A 20,820-nucleotide genomic window follows, 5' to 3' on the forward strand; every position below is an offset into this window, starting at 1 on the left:
CAAAGCCTTCACACACCAAAGCACACCCTATGTCGCTACGTTCTTTTTTCTCTCGCCTGCTCACGCCGCACTCACATAGCCATCGTTCAGATAACGGCTTGGACACGCTTGAGTCAAATAATCATGGTTCGGATCGACACAGCTTAAAAAATAACACTGCGAATGGTCGCCAACCGACACCTACATGGCGATATTATCTTGTACAGTTTTTCATCATTATCACCTTGCTACTGTCAGCCGTTTGGTTATTGCTGGCGATTTGGTATCAGTTTGGAGCAGGCTCTGCCATCACTTGGTTAACCGCACTTTTCATTGTTGGTGTACTGACAGCCTTACTGAGCGTTCGCTATTGGTCGAAAATAGCTCAGCGCTTTGATCATAAACAACGCAGCAATAAACAATGGAGCAACAAAGCAACCATAAATAGTAAGTCAGCAAATAAATGGTTAACCGCTTTATATGGTGCTATTTGGTTGGTAGGCGTTGGCTGGTTTTTTTCTATTGAACCTCAGCAAGAGCGCGACTGGATGGCTGAGGTAAGTGAAAGGGTCACCTATGAGCGCGATGCAACCAATCCTGATTTAGTGATCTTAACCAATGTACGCAACTTTGATTGGCATACCGACACGGAGGCGACCGAACGCTGGGACACACGTACCATTGATATGTCCAAACTATCTGGCGTCGATGTCACCAACTCTTACTGGATGGGTCCACTGATTGCCCATACTTTGGTCAGCTTTCGTTTTGAAGATGATAGACCGCTTGCTTTCTCGTTTGAGATTCGTAAAGAAGAAGGCGAATCGTTTTCGGCATTGGCAGGGTTTTTTAGACGCTATGAGCTGAGCCTGATTGCCGCAGAAGAGCGCGATATTATTTATACCCGAACGAATGCGCGTGGCGAGCAAGTTTATCTATTTCCCGTTAGCAACTTGCAGCAGCACGAGGTCAAGTCACTATTTGAATCTTATTTAACCGCTGCCGATGAATTGAATGCCAAGCCTGCTTGGTATAACACATTACTCAGTAATTGCACCAATATCATTTTTTATATGGCGCGTATCGTCAGTGGCGATCGCCTGCCGTGGGATTATCGGATTTGGGTCTCTGGCTGGCTGCCAAATTATCTATATGATGTCGGTATGCTTGACGCTAATCCAGAAAAGACTGGACAGCCTTGGTCAATGGATACATGGTACGAGCGTACCCATATCAACTCAAAGGTTAAAGCATTTAATAATCAAATCAATCTAGAGTCTGGCGTTAATAGCAACGAAAACAGCCGCGAGTTCTCTGAGCAAATTCGTCAGAACATTCCTATCCCGCCATTGGCTGACACCCAAGAAGATGCTGAGGCAAAAGCCAAATCTGCGGCTCAGGTTTCTTATTAACATCAAGTAGCATTGTACTTTGACCCTGCAATAATACCAACGTCACTGATGTCAGTAACTCTCAGTATTATCAAGGCTTAACCCAGCTGACCACCCGCTCCTCCATCGCTTCATCAGACAGACCAGTCTCAGAAACACAGCGCCCTGCCACGCCAACATTGGCAGCACGCATTTGTTGCTGCGTTACCACTGCATCTTGGGTCAATAACAAATGCCAAATTGGCAAATCTTGTCCTTTATACAAACGCTTATAGGCACAGTGCGAAGGCAACCACATCATCTGCGGCAGATTGTCCATGGTCAGCTGAATACAGTCTGGCACATGCTCTTGACGCGTGTCATAGTGCTGACAATAACCCGTCGTACAGTCCATTAGCTGGCAAGTCACATCGGTATACTCGACCAACTCTTCATCCACATCGCCATTCTCATCTTCGTCAATATACTTAATCAAACAGCAGCTGCCACAGCCATCACACAACGCTTCCCATTCGCTATGATTTAATTCTGACAGTGCAAAGCGCGACCAAAAATTCGGACGCAATGTGTCATTGAGTTCACTGTCATGGTCGCTATTGCTGTTGCTTTCATTACCACTGTCAGGAAATAAGCTCACAGCTAATTTTTCCGTGACTTTTAGCGGCAACGTTTCGTCAGAGCTTAGGTGGGCTGCACAGTTGTTTAACAAGTTTAGTGTCATAAAGGTGCCGTAGCATTTTGATAAAGAGCGTTACAGTATTATAGCTGTTTTTGCCTAGGTTGAGCGTTAAGGTAGTAAAAGTAAGAAAAACGATGTCGCAAAAACACAGACAAATAACCTTTATAACGTAAAACTCCTCACATAAAAAAGGATAATAATATGTCAATTAAGACTTTTGAATTAATCAGTACCACCGAAAACGGTGTCCAGCTTATCAGCTATGTGGCATTGCCAGAAAATGCATCTGACGACCATCCTGTTGCGGGAATTTTAGTAGCGCCAGAATGGTGGGGTATCGTTGATCACCCAAAATCAGTGGTCGAGCGCTTGGCAGAAGCAGGTTATGCTGCCGTTGCAATGGACGTGTACGGTGAAGGCAAGCTGACCACCGATGCTGCACAAGCGAATATGTGGATGGAGCAAGTATTAGAAGATCAAGATATGCTGATGGCGCGCTGCCGTTTAATCCTTAATGACTTTAGCGACCAGTTAGCCGTTGATGGTGACAATCTAGCAGCGATTGGCTTTTGCTTCGGCGGTAAGGTCGTCCTCGATATGGCTCGCGAAGGTATGCCCTTAAAAGCGGTCGCCACTTTCCATGGCAACCCAACACCAAAACAGCCAGCGGATAAAAACTTCACCGCTAACGTATTGGTTGCTCACGGTCGCGATGATTCAATGGTATCTATGGAAGCAATAGAAGGTCTAAAATCAGAACTGGATGCTGCTGGCGTTGACTATATTATCGATGTTTATGACAACGCTAAACATGGCTTTACCAATCCACATGCCGATGAGCGCGCTGCTAAAAATGATGTTGATCTTGGCTACAACGAAGCTGCTGCCAAGCAAAGCTGGGAAAACATGCTTGAATTTATGGAAAATAACTTAGGTAAATAACTTAGGTAAATAATCTCTGGATCAGGCATATCAATAGCTGTTTTCAGGTTATTAACACACTATTTATTAACCCCTATCTATTAACGCAATATATAGCAGAGTGCGTCCGCCGCACTCTGCTTTTTTTGATCATACAAAACCCACATTGCTCATTATACACTTACAAAGGCTTACTATTAGTAAGGATTTAAGACGCTAACATGGTTATTGCACAGTCGTGATTCATAAAATCGGTCACACCCCTTGCTGATAGCTTACTAATCACTCACTAATAATAAGGTAAAACCATGAAAACCATCCAACAACTATTCGACTTTCATCATAAAACCATCATTATCAGTGGTGCAGCAGGCGCTATTGGTAGCGAGGCGGCACGGTTTTTAAGCTCATTAGGAGGCAACATTGTCCTCGCTGATTTAAATGAAGATAAAGTGAAGCAAATTGCCGCTGATATCGAAAAAGAAACAGGCAATGCAACCTTAGGCATGAAAACCGACTTTACTGACGAGACGCAAATTGCAGCCTTGGTCGATGCAACTATTGCAAAATTCGGTAAGATTTCTGCAGTAGTTAACAACGTCGGTTGGGGTGCAAATACGCCCTTATGGGAATCTACCACCGAAAAAATGGTCAATGCGTATAAGCTCAACACCTTGGGATCTTATCATTTGACTCGTTTATGTATGCCGTATTTAAAACAAGAAGAAAACGCCTCTGTGGTATTTTCTGGATCCATGGTTGGTAATACACCATCGCCAGAATTTATCGAATACAGCACAGCTAAAGCGGGCTTGCTAAATATGGTAAAAAGTATGGCGGTCGCATCAGGTCCTGAAGTGCGCTTTAACTCACTAATCATCGGTACAGTAGATAATGGTGCTTCCTCTGAAGAAGCCGGTTATACCCAAGAGATGATCGATAATGTGGTCAAAGGTATCGTCCTAAAACGACGTGGCGTGCCAGCAGATATCGCTCAAGCGATGGCGTTTTTGTTAAGTGATGCAGCGTCTTGGATTACTGGTGCTGAACTGACAGTCAATGGTGGCGGTGTTTACAAAAGCAAAATGCCAACCTCATAAACTTAGCCATCATTTTAATCATAAATTTATAAACGATACATAATAGGGCGTGTTGAGCATTCGACCATACTGGGTAGAGTTTTATCTACTCAGTATTTTTTATGCATAAACCTACCTGCTTGGACTTGGAACATAAACCATGACAACAACATTAAACGCAAAATTGCTAAAAGGCGCTATGCTTACTGGCGTAATCAATGCCTTCATTAACGGCGGCATACAATACTTCTTCTTAAAAACATACTCATCAATCGCAATATCTGTTGACTCTATTACCAATAATGAAGACACAGTGCTCGGTACCTCCGTTACCTTATCGATTACGTTAGCCATGATTTTAACTATGGTGGCTTATTTTGGTATCAAAGAAAAAAAGTAGCCTTCTTCCCAACTGCTTTTTGGTTGACGATAAAGCATGGATTTTTTACCTTTGGGGTATTAACCTCTCTTGCTGTACTATGGCAAAAATACGCAGGTACGGTCGAAGTATCTTTGATTTCAGCTTTAATTATTATCGGTGTTATTGCAGGTATCGTCTCAGGTATGGTGAATTATCTAACCTTGCGTGAATGTACATTATCAGAAAGACATAAATTATATGCTGCATAAATATCTTAGTTTATAAAGCATCAAGGTCAGCTCAATGATAGTGAACGAATAGTCTTGGGCTAACCCGTTTATTTTGATGAGCGCTTTGCTTGTGTTTGCTTTGAAATCGAGTCATCATCAAGCCATCAAATATTGAGTAACGGTGTGGTAGCGCTATGTCTGATATCAGCGGGTTTGTATTGCTTGTTTGTCTAGTAGTGATTATCGTTTTTTACCATAAATTAAAGCGACGCGTTGATCAGCTTCAACGAGACATCACGCAACTGCAAGATGAGTTACAAGCGCAGCAACACCGTGTCAGCTTTATGAACAACGTCAACGCCGATAATAACGTAGACGTTCATACTGAACCAATGGCTCAAACGATAGCTGAGACTCACTCGCCCCAACCTATTATCGAGGAGCTATCTGAATCAGCACCTCCTTTATCTACTGCTACGATCCACCCGAAACCAGCCACTTCTCCAAAAAAACCATCGCCCATAGAGCCGGATGAGCGCTCACTGCCTATCGTCACTTCATTGATTCACTCTATCAAAAACTGGTTTTTTGGCGGCAATCTAGTCGTGCGCGTTGGCGTGATCGTCTTACTTATCGGTGTGGTGCTACTACTTCGCTTGTTAAGCGACTATATCGAAGTGTCGATAGCGTCCAAGCTTTTAGCGATAGGCATCCTCGGTTTAGGTCTAGCAGCATTAGGTCTAAAATTGGCAAAAAATCGCTTTGCTTATGGCATCACTCTACAAGGCGCAGGCTTAGCGATTGCGTATTTAACGACCTTTTTTGCCTATAGCGTTTACCAAGTCCTGCCTAGTCTACCGAGCTTTATTGGGCTTGGGCTATTATCTGTGATTACCATTGCACTCGCCGTGCGTCAAAATGCCTTTCCACTGGCTTTGTTGGCATTATCGGGTGGTTTCTTTGCGCCTATTTTGACCAGTGAAGACACGGGCAGTTTGGTGGTATTGTTTAGTTACTATCTACTATTGAACGTGACGATTGCGATTATTGCGCATTACCGCCCGTGGAAAATACTGAATTTATTCGGTATCACTGTGACCTTTGGATTGGCTTACTACTGGGGCATCAGTGAGAATTTGAGCACGGTCATTGAGGCGCAGCGCTGGTCTTTAGTCTTGCTGGTCACCTTACACTTATTGCTATATCTGTTTGTCGTCATTCGCTATGCCCAACAAATCATTGCCTACAATACTCTTAATGAAACAGACATCATCCAGACAAATAGCGCAGACAACGTAAAGCATTTAGATAGCGTTCACGCAAGAAATAATAGCTATGTATTCCCTATTGATACTGGCTTACTGTTTTCAGTGCCGATATTAGCCTTTGGTTTATTTGCGGCATTATTAGATGACATTCCTAACGCTTTAACCATCGCGAGTGCTATTTTAGCCACTGTTTATTTAGGACTCGGCTGGTTGTTTGTGCAGCGTAGCCAACGTTATGCCTTAATCACCGAAGGCATGCTGGCTTTAGGATTTGGTTTTTTGGCGCTGGTAATCCCTTTAGCATTAGATGCTGAATGGATTGCTTTTGGCTGGTCAGTACAAGGGTTGGCACTGGTGTGGTTTGGACGGCGCTCACTACGCGCATGGTCAGTGTTATTTGGTTTGTTATTGCAGCTAATCAGTATCTGTATGCTGATGGTAAAAGTCGTCTTCGCCATTCAGGATTATCCAACATTGGCCTTAACCATTTCGGCTATGACTTATCTAGCCACTGTATTTATTTTACGCACGAACAACTCGCCAGCTATGCTAAATGATAGTTTGAACGAAGACTTAAATGATAGCTTAGATAATCATTCAACATATTCTCAAGAGCAAAATGCCACGCCAGATGCGATAGCAACCTATGCCAACGCATTAGGTATTAGCACTCATGCCGCTCAGCAATGGCTAACCTCAATCAACAGCCACAGCACAGTATTTAATCTTGTTTGGCACAGTCCTATACTCATAAGGTTTTTGACCTTTACGGCTATAGCGTGGCTACTACAAGTGCTGCTGCTTGATTTTAACCAGTGGTTTGCCAGTTGGACACTGGCAACGACAACCATAATTGCACTCGCAGCACTGGTCAGCCTTGCCATATATTGGACAATCAATCGTTATCACTCGTGGATAGAAATCAGACAACTTAGCCACGGCTTATCGATCGTCTTTTATCTCATGCTCGTCCTACAGTTACCGCAAAAATTCGAGTTTCATTTAATATGGCAGAGAGCAGATTGGCTACTATTGACTGGTTCAATCGTTGGTTGGTTGGTCATCGGACAGTTGTGGTTAAAGACGTGGTACGACCATTCCGAGTTGTCACGCCACGATGGCGCAAGCTGGCTAGGAGCTAGCATTTTAATTATCGCTGCCGCTGCCCATTACGGACTCGCAGATTCCGCTGGCGTGATGGCTGTCTTGAGTCCAGCCATTTTAATATTGGCTGGATTATGGTGCTGTCATCGTTATGCTTACTATCCCAAGCAAAATACGCGTACAAACAAGGCATGCAAGCAAAGCCCACTATACTGGTTTGATTGGCAACAAGCGCTATTGAGCTGCGCGGCTATCTTTGCTCCCATTGCTTTAAGTTGGGTCATCATTACCAACTGGTCATATGATGGTGTGATTTGGAGACTGTCCTACTTCCCACTACTGAATTTATACGACATTACCTCATTGCTGACGCTATTGGTTGGTTTTAGTCTATATTACATGAGCCAACATCGCCGCGATGAGAGTCTTATCGAGTCAAGTGAAGCCCCCCAAACTAAGCGTATATTTACCGCCGATTATTTATTGGTTATGTTGGGACTTATCAGCTTTTGGCTGGTTTCCAGTATGTTGGTCAGAACGCTACATGCCTTTATCGGTACACCGCTTTGGGACAGCGCTCAGGGCGGCGCATGGAATAGCGAGCAAGTGCAGACAGGATTGACTATTTTATGGACGCTCTTGGCTTTAGTCGCCACCATCGTCGCCAGTCGCTATTGGCAGCGGACGCTTTGGTTTATGGGTATCGGACTATTAGGTGTCATCGTGCTCAAACTGGTATTGGTTGACCTGTCACAGACTGAAGCGATTTGGCGAGTGATATCTTTCCTTGGCGCAGGCAGCTTAATACTATTAATTGGTTATCTTGCACCGTTACCTCCTGCCCGCGATGAAATAGAAAATCCTGCTCAAGAGTAGCCGCGCATCTGGTTGGGCGAAATTGTAGCGTGAGCAAGGTGGTTCTGTAGTAAACTGGACACCATGAAAAGTAAATGACGATCGTCTTACTTTGCGCATTTTTTATAAAAGGTTATGAAAGCAGATGGATAAGAGAGCAAGTATTCAGTGGTTCCCTGGGCACATGAACAAAGCCCGTAACGAAATCAAAGAAATCATGCCGCAGATGGATTTGGTCATCGAGGTGATCGATGCGCGTATCCCATATAGTAGTGAAAACCCAATGGTCGCGGCATTGCGCGGCGAAAAACCCGTCATCAAAATCCTGAATAAAGCCGACCTTGCTGATCCTGAATTGACCCAAGCGTGGATGGACTATCTTGAGCAGCAAAGCGGTGTGAAAGCCATTGCTTGCGATACTGATAAAGCCAATGATGTCAAACGTATCATCGCCATCTGTAAACAACTTGTGCCCAATAAAGTGGGTACAGGTCGCCAAATCAAAGCCATGATTATGGGGATTCCAAACGTTGGTAAATCGACGTTGATTAATACCTTGGCTGGACGTGCTGTCGCCAGAACTGGTGATGAACCTGCCGTAACCAAATCACAGCAGCTGATTAAGCTGGACGATGACATCATGCTCTATGACACGCCCGGTATGCTGTGGCCAAAGGTCGAAAACGAAAACTCTGGCTATCGTCTGGCAGCGACGGGTGGTATTCGTGATACCGCTTTTGACTTCGCTGATGTTGCCAGCTATACCGCTGAATACTTGATGCAAGCCTATCCTGAGCTGCTCAAAACCCGCTATAAAATTGAAGCGCTACCAAAGACTGATTGGGAGTTTTTTGAAGTCGCTGGACGCAATCGCGGCTGTGTACGTTCGGGCAATCAAGTCGATACTTACCGCATGTCTGAGATTTTGATCAACGAGTTACGTAGCGCTAAGCTTGGGCGTATTACGCTTGAGACGCCAGCCATGTCTGAAGCTGAAGAGCTCGTCGTCGCTGAGCAACGCTTAGCAGCAGAAGAGAAAAGAATCGCCAAAGAAGAAGAAAAACGTTTGCGTCGTTTGAAAACGCGAAAGAATCGGAAGTAAATCGATAACCCTTTGTGTCTATAATGCTAGCTGCCTAAAATCATTTTAGAGCTCATGCAAAAAAAGCCCCTAAGGGCTTTTTTTATGTCTACTGATAGCGAGATATCTAAGTTTTTCAATGATATCTAAATAATTTAGCGATATCTGAGCCATCAACTACTTCTGTTTAGGCATAACTTTTTCGATAGCTTTCAACGCACAAGCTTCATCTTGTACTGCACCGCCTGCGCCGCCCGCTGCAATAGCGCCGATCACATCATTGCCAAACTTTAACGGCACACCGCCGCCGATCAGCAGTAAATCATTTACCGTATTCAAGTTATTTGAGTCTGGATTAGCGCGAGCATTATCCGCCAACGTACGTGAAGGCGTTTTGGTAGATAATGCCGTGAATGCTTTGCGAACAGCAGCATCAGTATTGTGTGGACCAACGTTATCATCACGCTGTAGCGCGATTAAATTACCAGCACGATCAACAACCGCGACCACGGCAGATTTGCCCTCTGCATGACAGGCTGCCATGGTGGCATCGATTAATTCATTGGCCAACTCTAAAGAAACATTGGGCTGTTGTAATAATAGATTTGGTTTGGCGGCCAAAACGTTGGCTGAACAGCCAATGACTGCTAGCGCCAATATTGCTTTAGATAAGTAGTTCGACATTAACTTCATAAAGAGTCCTAAATATTACTCATACATGTGAGCGTTTGTTTGAAATGATGCTTAGTGAGCTTTAATAAGCGTATTTGATGAAACCAGACAATGAGTTATCGTTAACTCAAAGGTGCTCTTGCGGCCCTAGCGAGAATAAGAGTCATAATCTTGCAAAAAGCACAACAATGATAAGTTAATTTTTCTACAAAATTCACTTAATTTTGTAAGATTTACTTTATAAATTTGCAACTCTATATTAAGTTTTCTGTTACATACTCTGTTTTTCAACACTCACACTCAAAAGACGCTTACATCATGGTAATCTCAAGCAGCGCACAACAGCGATATCAACTCATTTCTCTCAAAAATCGGTTATAATTCATACACTAATATGCCAAAAATTGATGATATGACTCAGCTTACCCCTACTGCAAACCTCACAACGATAGAAAATACCTTTACTCAATACTCTACTTCTCTCGATTCGTTCGCCCCGCGCCTACTCGATTGGTTCGCCGAAAACGGTCGCCATGACCTACCTTGGCAACAGCACCAAACCGACGCGCCCAATCCTTATATCGTCTGGCTATCCGAAGTCATGCTCCAGCAAACGCAAGTAACGACGGTGCTGCCCTACTTTGCCCGTTTTATGGCATCGTTTCCAACGGTACAAGATTTAGCAGCCGCAGAATGGGATACGGTTGCGGAGCATTGGGCAGGACTTGGTTATTATGCGCGCGCGCGTAATTTGCATAAAGGCGCGAAACAACTGGTCGAAGTCATTGATGAGACGGGCGACTTTCCGCAGACGCTAGCAGGGTGGGAAGCCATATCTGGCGTCGGGCCATCGACCGCTGGCGCAATTATGGCGATGGGACTCCATCGTTATGGCGTCATTTGTGATGGCAATGTCAAACGTGTCTTGACGCGTTGGGCAGCGATTGACGGTGATATTACCAAGTCTGCCACCACCAAAGAACTATGGGCATTGGCAGAGCGATCAACGCCTGTCGATGACTCAGGGTTATTCGCGCAAGCGATGATGGATATGGGCGCGACGTTATGCACGCGTAGCAAACCTGCCTGCCTATTATGTCCCCTTCAAAAGGATTGCCTAGCCCACGAGCAAGGACGCGAAACAGATTATCCAGTCAAAGCAAAAAAGCAGCCCAAACCCAGCAAGTTTAGCAATGCGTTATTGATTGAAGATATTGATGGAAAAATACTGTGGCTACAACGCCCTGGCAATGGCATTTGGGGCGGACTGTGGAGTTTACCTTTACAGTTTGTTGAAAAAACCGCAGGCAAAATGAATACTAAAACTGCCGCAGAAAAAGCGACTGAAATTGACGATACATCATTAAAAGTGACCAGTATTGAAAAAGTATACGAAGCAGAATTTACCACTGCCGAGCAAATTATCAACGAGTGGTTAGATAAGCATAAATCGACAGCAAAAGCAGTCAGTAAAACTTTATTAGACGACGCCCCTATTAAGCATTCACTAACGCACTTTCACTGGTATCTGACACCGCAATCGCTGATTTTAAATGCTGAGCAAATTACTGAAATAACCGAAGCTTTAGAAGCAGCACAAATTAATATTAATTGGCTAAATGCTGTTGATGCTCAGGCAACACTTGGATTGCCACGAGCAATGGTTAAAATTTTAGAATAAAAAAAGCGACTCATTATCAATAGTGAGTCGCTTTTTTTATTTATCAGAAGATGAGAGCTTAGGACTTTGGCACACGTAAACGCATTAGGCCTTCTTGTTGTACCGTAGCAACCAGCTTACCGTCTTGCCAAAACTGCCCATGGTTTAAGCCTTTGGCATTAGACGTGGTATCACTCCACATGTCGTATAGCATCCAACCGTTTAGATCAAAATTACGATGAAAATGCATCGAGTGGTCGATACTAGCCGCTTGCAAGCCGCTGGTCATAAAGCTAACACCATGTGACATCAGCCCTGTACCAACCAGATAAAAATCGGACGAAAATGCCAATAGCGCTTGTTGAATCGCAACAGGTTGATTGCCCAATTCGCGGATACGCAACCAGTTCGCCTGCTTCGGTTTCATTGGCTCTGGATGAATCGGATCACGCGGTTTAACCGGTTTAATTTCGACATGGCGACGCCGCATAAAACGGGCTTTGAGTGCGTCTGGGACTTTTCCGACATACTCTTCTTTTAAATCTTGCTCAGCCAGTAAATCCTCTGGTGGCGGATAGACAGGCATATCTTCTTGATACTCTAAACCCTCTTCCATCGGCGAAAACGAGGCTATCATTGAAAATATTACTTGCTCAATGGGCGCTTTACCACGCACTTCTTTATACTGAATCGCCGTCACTTCACGCGCAGACAGACTACGACCGTCACGCAAGCGGCGCACCTGATAAATAACTGGCTGCGTGATATCACCACCGCGCAAAAAATAGCCGTGCAGTGAATGACAGGGTTTGTCTTTATCCAGTGTATGCGCCGCCGCCATGATGGCTTGGGCGAGCACTTGTCCACCAAAAATACGACTGCCAACATAGTCATGGCTCTTACCCTCAAAGACATCGGGGGTCACTTCAATAAGCGCTACAGTAGCTAGCAGCTCATCAATCAATTGCGAATAATCGGACATGACGATAGGTTTCCTTATTTTTATCAAAAACGCTAAGCATCTGAAAATACGCACCCAACGATATCAATATCATATCGCGAAAGACAAAAGACACTTTGCATTTGAATGTAAAATAATATGAAATCACTTGCTGAAAATGCACAAGAGAGATTTAACACGAAAATTTTAGCGCAAAAAACACGGTCATAGCAGCGCTATCACCAGCATTTATTATATCGTTGTTTCAACTTAAAAGAAGTACAAAGCAATCGAGTACAAGGGTATATGTGATACTTCACACGAGATGCGCTCACCCTTTTATAGCGAATGGACTATAAATCGAAAAGATAAACATCTTACCCAATATCGATGGCTTTGACTAGAGAGCGACGCTCACTTGGCAATATCATGTTGATATTTTTGCTTAACAGACCTTGAGGCGCATCCTAATATAAACGATATTAATCATAAAAAAACGAGATGCTATTAAACATCTCGTTCTTTTGATCATTTAAATTTATGGCTTCACTGCCACTAACACACGGATAGAGTCTGGGACTAATAATAGACTCCCTAGTGCTTGCTCACCTTGGGCTTTTAGCTGCTCCAAACGCTCAATCTCAGCAGGACGTACGTTAGGATTAATCGTTTGTAGATGCTTTAGGCGTTTGATTTCACGTGACCACTGCTGGCTAAAACGGGCACTGGCTTGTTCACCAATCTCAGCAAGCTGCTGACGGGCAATCTCTTCCGCTTCATAATAACGCTGCTCAATCACATCACCGCGTACTTTAATGACTTGGCGAGCACGGTTTTTATCCAGACGCTCAATATGCGGCATAATCATCTCCGCACTGATACGCGAGGACAAATCACTGCCTTGCTCACTGATAAACACGCGGATATTTTGCGTGGTCAGCGTCGCTGGTAAATTGAGCAACCTTGGCGCAATGGCTTCAACACGGAAATTCACTTCGAGCAGCACCATACCTTGTGGTACAGCAGAACTTTTTAGCATCGCCACCGTGGTATTACCAAAGGTGCTGGTACTCGCCAACTCATAAATCGCGCGCATCAATGGATGTTCGTGAGTGATAAACTCGATATCTTCACGCTGTAGTGCTTGCTCACGCTCGAATGTCAACGTCATACCGTCTTCGTCACCGAGTGGCAGACCATCGATATAATCACTAATTTCAGTGCTGTCAATCGGAGCAATCACCCACGAGCCATCGCGCTGGATATTGTGATCGATATTGGCTGAGGCAAAAAAGCGCTCAATAAACTGCGGCAATAGATTATGACCATCAAAATCGCGCATGGCGTCAGCGATACGTTTGGCAACACGTGGGCGACACGAGTTGTATTCTAATAGGCGATCACGACCCGCTTGTAGCTGTGCCTCTAACCCCAATCGCGTCTGTTTCGCTTCTTCGATGATATCTTGTAGTATCGCACGGTTCTCGTCAGTATCCGCGCCTTCAAGCATGGGCTTTAGCTCTTGGATATACTGCTCTTGCACACTCTGCGCCGTTGGAGAGATTTGATTAAACATATTCAGCGCGTCGTGATACCAATGATACAGTCGCTCTTGTGCTGTGCCCTGTACATAAGGCACATGGAGCATAATTTGCTGCGTTTGTCCGATACGATCTAGGCGACCAATACGCTGCTCTAAGGTATCTGGATTGGCTGGCAAATCCCACAATATCAGCTGGCTTGCAAACTGGAAGTTACGACCTTCCGAGCCAATCTCCGAGCACAACAATATCTGCGCGCCTTCGCTATCAGCAAAGAACGCCGCTGCTTGGTCACGCTCAAGTAAGGTCATCTGCTCAGTAAAGATAGCGGTTTTAATACCGGCATGCAGACGTAATACAGCCTCCAAGCTCTCAACCGTCGCGCCACTACGGGCAATCAACAGCACTTTTTTGTGCTTAAGCTCGCCGCGCAAAATATCAATCAACCAAGGCACCCGTGGGTCATCTTCTAGCCAGCCACCATCAGGTTGGTTTTCTTCGCCCCATAGCTGCTCACGCAATTTACCATTGGTTTGATAGCTGTCTTTCCATGCGGCAGGTAATGCCAATGGGTACGGCTGGCTGCTACGACCATAAAACCCTTTCACACTTTCACGGGTATTACGGAATAGAATACGACCTGTACCATGACGATCTAATAGCTCGTTAAGCGCATAAGTACGCAATTTTTCGTCATCATTAATCGTTGCCAACTCATCAAGACTGATGTCTAACAAGCTGCTTAAAGCGGCAATTTGACTGTCGCTTAATGGCTTATCCTCTATCAATACACCAGCAACGGCAGCCGTTTCAGCAAAGGCTTCTTGACCATCAATAAACTCATCCAAATCATCAAAGCGATCTGGATCAAGCAAACGCAAACGAGCAAAGTGACTTTGTGCCCCAAGCTGCTCTGGCGTTGCTGTCAATAGCATGACCCCTGGCGTTTCTTCGGCAAAGTCAGCAATCAAGTCATATTTATCATTGCCGCCTTGCGCTTCATCCCAATGCAGATGATGCGCCTCATCGACCACCAATAAATCAAACCCTGCATCCATCGCTTGGTCGTACAAATCAGGGTGATCGAGTAATAAATCCATACCCGCAATGATACATTGCTCAGTGGCAAAGACGTTTTGTTCAGGGTCGTGTTCTTTGATAGCAGCAGCACGCACCAAGTCAAATAAGGCAAAATTTAGATTAAAACGACGACGCAGCTCAATCATCCACTGATATTGCAAACTATCTGGTACCAGAATGAGTACACGCTCAGCTTTGCCCGTTAGCAGCTGTTGATGAATAATCAAACCTGCTTCGATGGTTTTTCCCAAACCAACTTCGTCAGCAAGCAACACACGCGGTGCGATACGTTTGCCAACTTCATGAGCGATATAGAGCTGATGCTCAATGATATCGACACGCGCACCCATCAAACCTTTAAGCGGATGACCCGCTAGCGCCGACTGCATACGCAAGATATCTTGACGCAGCTCATACCAATCACCGCGCTCAATCCGACCAGCCAACAGACGCTCAAGCGGCTTAGCCAAGGTGATATTGGCAGCAAGACGGGTTTCCATAATGCCTCGTTCATGCTCATCGACACTGTATTTGAGTACACCCATCACTTCGTCGACCGCGGTTACGGTATAGCTCTTACCCGCTTGATCAGAAATACTATCGCCGACTTTAAACACCACGCGTGATAATGGCGCGGAGTTTTTGGCGTAGACGCGCGTCTCTTCACTTTGTGGAAATAGAATGTGCACACATCGGTCATCTACATCGATGACCACACCCAAGCCCAGCTCGGACTCCGTATCAGATAAATAACGTTGACCAACGGCAAATTCAGTATTGTGCAATGAAGCGATAGAGATAGTCATAGGGCGATGTCTTTTGTACTCAGATAATAGGAAAAAATAGATAGCTCATAATGAGAGTTGCTAGCGTGAATCACTAGCGCGATGTCATTACTTAATAGTCTGAGAGGTCGCCGGCCATACCGGCAGCGTCAGCTCATTAGCTAGGTCGCAAGATAAAGCCGACCATTATATAACGTTAGCAGCTAGATGAGTGCGCTAAGTTGACTTTTCAAGAGCAGATTATTGCAAGATTATATCAACGCCAAGCATAAGTTGGTCATATAAAACAATAAGATAACGACTCGCAAGTAAACAAAAAATATTGTTATCGTAAAATTGTTACTGTATTGTTAAAAAATGCAATAGAACATCTCTCTTAATACCAAAGCTATTCAATTTAACTAAGTCATTAGACTTTTAGCTAACTACTACTTATATAAAAAATAGCATAGACCTCATAATCGTTATCGATGCTTTATCAGCGATTATAAGTATACTATTGCCTGTTATAGTCCATTAAGTTATAAGTTTATTTTATTATCATAATTTTAAGTTATGTTAACACTATTTTCAGTTGACGTTTATGACTAGTGTTAACAAGCTATTTTGATGAAACTTAACCATATATTTCGTTGTAGCCAATCCATCCCATTGGCAATTCTTTTTGTGCTCCCTACTCCCAAGGACAAATCCCGTCATGAGTGCCTCTAAAAAAGTTGGCTTTTTTAATCAAGTCAGTACCCAAGTTACCACTATTTTGTTCATTGCTTTTGCGGTCGTACTTGCGGTCGTTGTCTATGTCGTTGATAAAGAAGGCCATGATAAAATTCGTCTTGAGTCAGCAAAGCTGGTCGCTGAACGTGGTAATACCGCGGTTAATAGTATCTCAGCCGACATCAATCGTGTCATGCGTAGTGCCTTGCTGTTACAGCAAAGCGCGCAAACGCTGCCACCGCAAGAGAATATTTTGCAAGTCAGTACCGCCAATGCCTTTGATAAACGCGACTATAACTTATTGGGTAGTGGCGGCATTTGGCCAGAAAAAGGCGCTCTTGGTGCCAATACTGCAACCCATCCGTTTTTGATGGTACGCCAAAACGGTGATTATCAAGCGGTACTCAGCGATCCAAACCCAACCAATCCTTATTATCAAGAAGATTGGTTTAGCGTCTTAAAACTACTCAAACCTGACAGCTGTATCTGGAACCATGTTCGCGCCAGCCAAACTAAAGGCGAGCTTGCCATGAGCTGTGGTGTCGCAATTGAGCGTGACAATCAGTTTTGGGGTGCCAGTACCGTTAACTTTACCCTAAACCAGCTACAAGAAAACATCGTCAAGTTAAGCAAAAGCTCGGGCTCAGGTTATATTCTATTGCTGGATAACAGTGATAAAGTTATCGCCTCATCTAACCCTGAACGCTTAAGCTATATTGATGAAGCAACCGGTACACCACTTGATATCAAACAAGTTATCAACTCTGACCCTGCTTGGAATCCGGTATTAAACTTCTTGGAAGCGCAGCGTAACGAGATTATCGAGCAAGTTGCAGCTAGCGTGTCACCGCAAGTTCAGCAAGTATTGAATACGATTGATAAAGCAGAAACAGGTGATTCCAAAGGTTATTATTTGGTCAACTACGCCGCTTACCTAAATAATAGCGAAAACAAGCAAAATGCCATGGATAGTCGCTTATTGCAGAGCTTTGAGCTGACCAACGATGACTTTTATAACGGCAGTCAAGCCTATGTCTTTGAGATTCCTGAAACCTATTGGAAACTTATCGTTGTCCAACCTGATGCTGAGATTAACGCCATTGCCGACAACTTAAGTGAAAACTTGATTAACTGGATTGCATTAGCGCTCCTTATCACCGCTGGTATTATCTACTTTATGCTAACTTTCTTAGCATTCAAGCCATTGAAAGAAACCACTGATAAAATTTCTTTGGCAGAAAACATCATTAATAACAAGCAGTACAACAAGCTAAGCTCAGTTAAATTCAAGACAGGTCGCAACGAGATTGGACTGGTAAACGGCTCTATTAACGACCTATTAGATCGTATCCAATCTAACGAAGGTAAGCTTGCCAATATTAATCAACAGCTAGAGATTAAAGTAGAAGAACGTACTGCTGAGCTGCAAGACACACTAAAAGAGCTGAAAAGCTCGCAGCTACAATTGATCCGTTCAGAAAAAATGGCAACGTTGGGGCAAATGGTTGCTGGTGTTGCCCATGAAGTAAATACGCCATTATCTTATGTACAGAATAACCTCGAGATTATCGGTCAGTTAACTGAGCAATACGAAGAGCTGATTGAACTGGTACAAGGGTTAAAAGGTATCAAGTCTGACGTCGCATCTGATGGCAAGATTGATAAGTTATTAGCAGATATCGTCCGTGCTTCCGATGAAATTCAAGAAGATGATTTGTCCGCTGAGCTAAAAGAGCTGATTAAAGACTCGTTATTTGGCGTCGAGCAAATCACCGAGATGGTACTAAATCTACGTAACTTTGCCCGTCTTGATGAGTCAAAAGTGAAAACCATCGATGTGCGCGAATGTATCGAAGCCTCGCTTAAAATCGCTGGTAACTCCATTAGACATCAAGAAATTGTGACTGATTTTGCGCCCACACCTGAAGTGAAATGCTCACCGTCGCAAATCAATCAAGTCTTGGTCAATCTGCTCAATAACGCCGCGCAAGCCATGGGTGAAAAACCTGATGGCAAAATCGAAGTGCACACCCGTGCCGATGATCACAATGTTTATATTGATGTCATCGACAACGGTAAAGGTATGAGTCCAGAAGTTCTCAATCAAATCTTTGAGCCGTTCTTTACGACCAAAGGCGCAGGCGAAGGCACTGGTCTTGGTATGGCAATCAGCCAGCAAATTATGGAGCAACATAATGGCGATATCAAAGTCGTATCGACTGAAGGTGTTGGCACTACATTTACGTTAATACTGCCGATTGATAATAATTTAACAGAGCAAAACCTAGTCACATAAGCGCTGGGTCAGCTGCCCTGTTACGTAGAACATATTTAGATATTTAACGACTATTATTCATCATCATAAGGATATCATCATGAATGAATTAGAAAATGACTTAACCACAGTTGAAACCAGCGCTGAGTCAAAGCCGAAGTTGGCATTTATCGACGATGAACAACGCATTTTACGGTCTATGAAACTGCTGTTTCGTAAAACGCATGACGTGTTTATCACCACCGACCCGACTGAGTATATTGACTATATCAAGAACAACCATGTACACGTGGCGGTCAGTGACCAGCGGATGCCTGAGCGAGTCGGTGTGGATATCTTACGCGAAGTAAAAGATGTCTCACCGTCCACCATGCGTATTTTATTGACGGGCTATGCCGATTTAAACGCGATTATTGGCTCTATTAACGATGGTGAGATTTATCGTTATTTGACTAAGCCTTGTAAATCTGAAGAGCTGATCACTGTGGTCGGACGTGCTACCGAAATCGCCTTGACCTATAATCCAGACGAAGATGCCGACCAATTCGACAGTTCAGGTAATAAGCAAACGCTGCTAGTGATCGATGAAACCAATGAGTTGATTGAGCAAATACGTAAGCAATTTTCTCACAGTTATAAAGTACTGCACGCTGAGAGTTTAGAGGAAGCGTACGATTATTTGGCGAATGAAGATATCGGTGTTTGTATCACCGATATCAATGTCAGCGGCGAGAATATCGCGCCGATTATCTTTACCTTAAAACAAGATGCACCGCATTTGGTGGTTTTGGTACAGACTGAGTTTCAAGATGCTGGCTTGCTGATTGATTTGATTAATAAAGGTCAGGTCTATCGCTGCTTGCCGAAACCGATGCGCGCCAGCCTGCTTGAGATTAGCGTCAACCGTGCGTTTCAGCATCATACGAAACTCAAAGCCAGCCCTGATTTGGTCAAACGCTATGAAGTCGAGCATGACCCTGAAAACGACGTGCGTATTGATTTAAGCAGTCGCGTACGTAGCCTTATTGGTAAACTGCGTAAGCGTTTCTCTTTATAAGTACATAAGACTAAATAAGCACAAAAGACTACTGTCTCAATCAACAAAACCTCTATTTCAATATTGAAGTAGAGGTTTTTTGCTTTGGACTTTTTAACGACCTTTTTGACTAAAATCACCAACGTGCTACATTAAGTCGATCATTATTAAAATCATTTAAAAATAACTATTTAATAAGGAATAACCATGCGCGCGGTTTTTTTAGATAAAGGCACTTTTTCTGATGGCATCGACTTGCCAGCCCCAGACGGCATCAGCGACTACCTCACTTATGATGATACCCCAAAAGATGCTGCTGTTATTGTAGAGCGCTGCAAAGACGCCGACATCATTATTACCAATAAAGTGCAGATCAGCGCTGAAGTGATCAGTAAGTTGCCCAAGCTCAAGCTCATTCAGCTGACCGCTACTGGTATGAACAACGTAGATCAAGACGCTTGTATTGAGCACCATGTGGCGCTTTATAATGTCGCAGGTTATGCAGTCAAAAGTGTGCCCGAACATACCTTTATGCTCATGCTCAACGCCATGCGCGCGGGTATTTATTATCATCAAAAAGTCGCTGATGGCACATGGCAAGCAAACGGTAATTTTTGCCTACTGGATATTCCGCTAATAGATTTGGAAGATAAAACACTAGGTATTATTGGCGTTGGCACTATTGGCAAACGCGTGACCGATATTGCGCGCGCTTTTGGGATGAAAGTATTATGGGCGGAGCAGCAAGGACGCGCACCGCGCAATGACGACTATACTGCGTTTGACGACGTACTGGCACAGTCTGATGTACTGAGCTTGCATTGCCCATTAAACGAGAAAACTCAGCACCTGATTAATGCAGATACTTTAGCAAAAATGGTCAAACAGCCGCTCATCGTCAATGTCGCTCGTGGTGGTATTGTCGATAGCCAAGCGCTGACTGATGCCATTAACAATGAGCAAATCATCGGCTACGCCAGCGATGTGTTTGAACAAGAGCCAATCACCGCTGACGACCCTTTATTGACCATTGCCAAGCATCCCCGCGTTATATTTAGCCCGCATAATGCGTGGGGCAGCAAAAGTGCACAACAAACCTTGTGGCAGATCTTAAGCAAACAAGTTACTGATTTTATTAATAGCCATTAAAAAACATTTAACAAACGACT

The 20,820-nt window shown here is 44.0% G+C and carries 15 protein-coding genes; 11 read left to right on the forward strand and 4 right to left on the reverse strand.

The genetic code is table 11. The annotated features are described in order from the left end of the window. Positions 1-29: 29 nt before the first annotated feature. Positions 30-1,391 carry a DUF4105 domain-containing protein gene (locus JMX82_RS12145; RefSeq protein ID WP_201540723.1) on the forward strand — a complete coding sequence of 454 codons (1,362 nt, stop codon included), beginning with the start codon at positions 30-32 and terminating at the stop codon, positions 1,389-1,391. Positions 1,392-1,461: 70 nt separating this feature from the next. On the opposite strand, the gene JMX82_RS12150 is transcribed toward JMX82_RS12145, so the two are convergent. Next, positions 1,462-1,935 carry a YcgN family cysteine cluster protein gene (locus JMX82_RS12150; RefSeq protein ID WP_227676742.1) on the reverse strand — a complete coding sequence of 158 codons (474 nt, stop codon included), beginning with the start codon at positions 1,933-1,935 and terminating at the stop codon, positions 1,462-1,464. Between the two features lie 315 nt (positions 1,936-2,250). Here JMX82_RS12150 and JMX82_RS12155 point away from each other — a divergent pair, with 315 nt between their 5' ends. From JMX82_RS12155 to ylqF, 6 genes are all read left to right on the forward strand, one after another. After that, positions 2,251-2,991, forward strand: coding sequence for a dienelactone hydrolase family protein (locus JMX82_RS12155; RefSeq protein ID WP_201540725.1), 741 nt, complete (start codon positions 2,251-2,253; stop codon positions 2,989-2,991). A 287-nt stretch (positions 2,992-3,278) separates the two neighbouring features. Beyond that, a complete protein-coding gene (locus JMX82_RS12160; RefSeq protein ID WP_087813609.1) occupies positions 3,279-4,070 on the forward strand; it encodes an SDR family NAD(P)-dependent oxidoreductase in 792 nt (263 codons plus the stop codon). 139 nt (positions 4,071-4,209) lie between these two features. Beyond that, complete coding sequence (locus JMX82_RS12165) at positions 4,210-4,449, forward strand: hypothetical protein (RefSeq protein ID WP_201540726.1); 240 nt, start codon at positions 4,210-4,212, stop codon at positions 4,447-4,449. Between the two features lie 23 nt (positions 4,450-4,472). Continuing rightward, entirely contained in the window at positions 4,473-4,679 is a 207-nt protein-coding gene (locus JMX82_RS12170) for a hypothetical protein (RefSeq protein WP_201540727.1), read from the forward strand. Between the two features lie 155 nt (positions 4,680-4,834). After that, positions 4,835-7,888, forward strand: a complete 3,054-nt coding sequence (locus JMX82_RS12175; protein WP_201540728.1) for a DUF2339 domain-containing protein — start codon at positions 4,835-4,837, stop codon at positions 7,886-7,888. Positions 7,889-8,012: 124 nt separating this feature from the next. After that, positions 8,013-8,969 carry a ribosome biogenesis GTPase YlqF gene (gene ylqF, locus JMX82_RS12180; protein ID WP_045452455.1) on the forward strand — a complete coding sequence of 319 codons (957 nt, stop codon included), beginning with the start codon at positions 8,013-8,015 and terminating at the stop codon, positions 8,967-8,969. Positions 8,970-9,125: 156 nt separating this feature from the next. Here the strand turns inward: ylqF and JMX82_RS12185 are convergent, their stop codons facing one another. Further along, positions 9,126-9,641, reverse strand: a complete 516-nt coding sequence (locus JMX82_RS12185) for a GlcG/HbpS family heme-binding protein (protein ID WP_265089325.1) — start codon at positions 9,639-9,641, stop codon at positions 9,126-9,128. A gap of 391 nt (positions 9,642-10,032) precedes the next feature. On the opposite strand from JMX82_RS12185, the gene mutY reads away from it, so the two are divergent. Further along, positions 10,033-11,301 carry an A/G-specific adenine glycosylase gene (gene mutY, locus JMX82_RS12190; protein ID WP_201540729.1) on the forward strand — a complete coding sequence of 423 codons (1,269 nt, stop codon included), beginning with the start codon at positions 10,033-10,035 and terminating at the stop codon, positions 11,299-11,301. 58 nt (positions 11,302-11,359) lie between these two features. Here the strand turns inward: mutY and JMX82_RS12195 are convergent, their stop codons facing one another. Both JMX82_RS12195 and rapA read right to left on the reverse strand, forming a co-directional pair. Then, a complete protein-coding gene (locus JMX82_RS12195) occupies positions 11,360-12,262 on the reverse strand; it encodes an acyl-CoA thioesterase (protein WP_045452453.1) in 903 nt (300 codons plus the stop codon). Between the two features lie 496 nt (positions 12,263-12,758). Continuing rightward, positions 12,759-15,647 (reverse strand): RNA polymerase-associated protein RapA, encoded by a 2,889-nt coding sequence (rapA, locus tag JMX82_RS12200; protein WP_201540730.1) that lies wholly within the window; start codon positions 15,645-15,647, stop codon positions 12,759-12,761. Positions 15,648-16,323: 676 nt separating this feature from the next. Between rapA and JMX82_RS12205 the strand changes: the two genes are divergently transcribed. The 3 genes from JMX82_RS12205 to JMX82_RS12215 all read left to right on the forward strand — a co-directional run bounded on the left by JMX82_RS12205 (position 16,324) and on the right by JMX82_RS12215 (position 20,800). Continuing rightward, positions 16,324-18,636 carry a sensor histidine kinase gene (locus JMX82_RS12205; RefSeq protein WP_201540731.1) on the forward strand — a complete coding sequence of 771 codons (2,313 nt, stop codon included), beginning with the start codon at positions 16,324-16,326 and terminating at the stop codon, positions 18,634-18,636. Positions 18,637-18,715: 79 nt separating this feature from the next. Next, complete coding sequence (locus JMX82_RS12210) at positions 18,716-19,672, forward strand: response regulator (protein ID WP_201540732.1); 957 nt, start codon at positions 18,716-18,718, stop codon at positions 19,670-19,672. A gap of 186 nt (positions 19,673-19,858) precedes the next feature. Then, a complete protein-coding gene (locus tag JMX82_RS12215) occupies positions 19,859-20,800 on the forward strand; it encodes a D-2-hydroxyacid dehydrogenase (RefSeq protein ID WP_201540733.1) in 942 nt (313 codons plus the stop codon). The last annotated feature ends 20 nt before the right edge of the window (positions 20,801-20,820 follow it).

The organism is Psychrobacter sp. 1044 (assembly GCF_904846525.1).
Lineage (GTDB): Bacteria > Pseudomonadota > Gammaproteobacteria > Pseudomonadales > Moraxellaceae > Psychrobacter.

Excerpts from the sequence above, each read along its gene's own strand:
- JMX82_RS12215 (WP_201540733.1), top strand. The coding sequence starts at position 19,859 with ATGCGCGCGGTTTTTTTAGATAAAGGCACTTTTTCTGATGGCATCGAC.
- ylqF (WP_045452455.1), top strand. The coding sequence starts at position 8,013 with ATGGATAAGAGAGCAAGTATTCAGTGGTTCCCTGGGCACATGAACAAA.
- JMX82_RS12195 (WP_045452453.1), bottom strand. The coding sequence starts at position 12,262 with ATGTCCGATTATTCGCAATTGATTGATGAGCTGCTAGCTACTGTAGCG.
- JMX82_RS12165 (WP_201540726.1), top strand. The coding sequence starts at position 4,210 with ATGACAACAACATTAAACGCAAAATTGCTAAAAGGCGCTATGCTTACT.
- rapA (WP_201540730.1), bottom strand. The coding sequence starts at position 15,647 with ATGACTATCTCTATCGCTTCATTGCACAATACTGAATTTGCCGTTGGT.
- JMX82_RS12175 (WP_201540728.1), top strand. The coding sequence starts at position 4,835 with ATGTCTGATATCAGCGGGTTTGTATTGCTTGTTTGTCTAGTAGTGATT.
- JMX82_RS12205 (WP_201540731.1), top strand. The coding sequence starts at position 16,324 with ATGAGTGCCTCTAAAAAAGTTGGCTTTTTTAATCAAGTCAGTACCCAA.
- JMX82_RS12155 (WP_201540725.1), top strand. The coding sequence starts at position 2,251 with ATGTCAATTAAGACTTTTGAATTAATCAGTACCACCGAAAACGGTGTC.
- JMX82_RS12145 (WP_201540723.1), top strand. The coding sequence starts at position 30 with ATGTCGCTACGTTCTTTTTTCTCTCGCCTGCTCACGCCGCACTCACAT.
- JMX82_RS12160 (WP_087813609.1), top strand. The coding sequence starts at position 3,279 with ATGAAAACCATCCAACAACTATTCGACTTTCATCATAAAACCATCATT.
- JMX82_RS12185 (WP_265089325.1), bottom strand. The coding sequence starts at position 9,641 with ATGAAGTTAATGTCGAACTACTTATCTAAAGCAATATTGGCGCTAGCA.
- JMX82_RS12210 (WP_201540732.1), top strand. The coding sequence starts at position 18,716 with ATGAATGAATTAGAAAATGACTTAACCACAGTTGAAACCAGCGCTGAG.
- mutY (WP_201540729.1), top strand. The coding sequence starts at position 10,033 with ATGACTCAGCTTACCCCTACTGCAAACCTCACAACGATAGAAAATACC.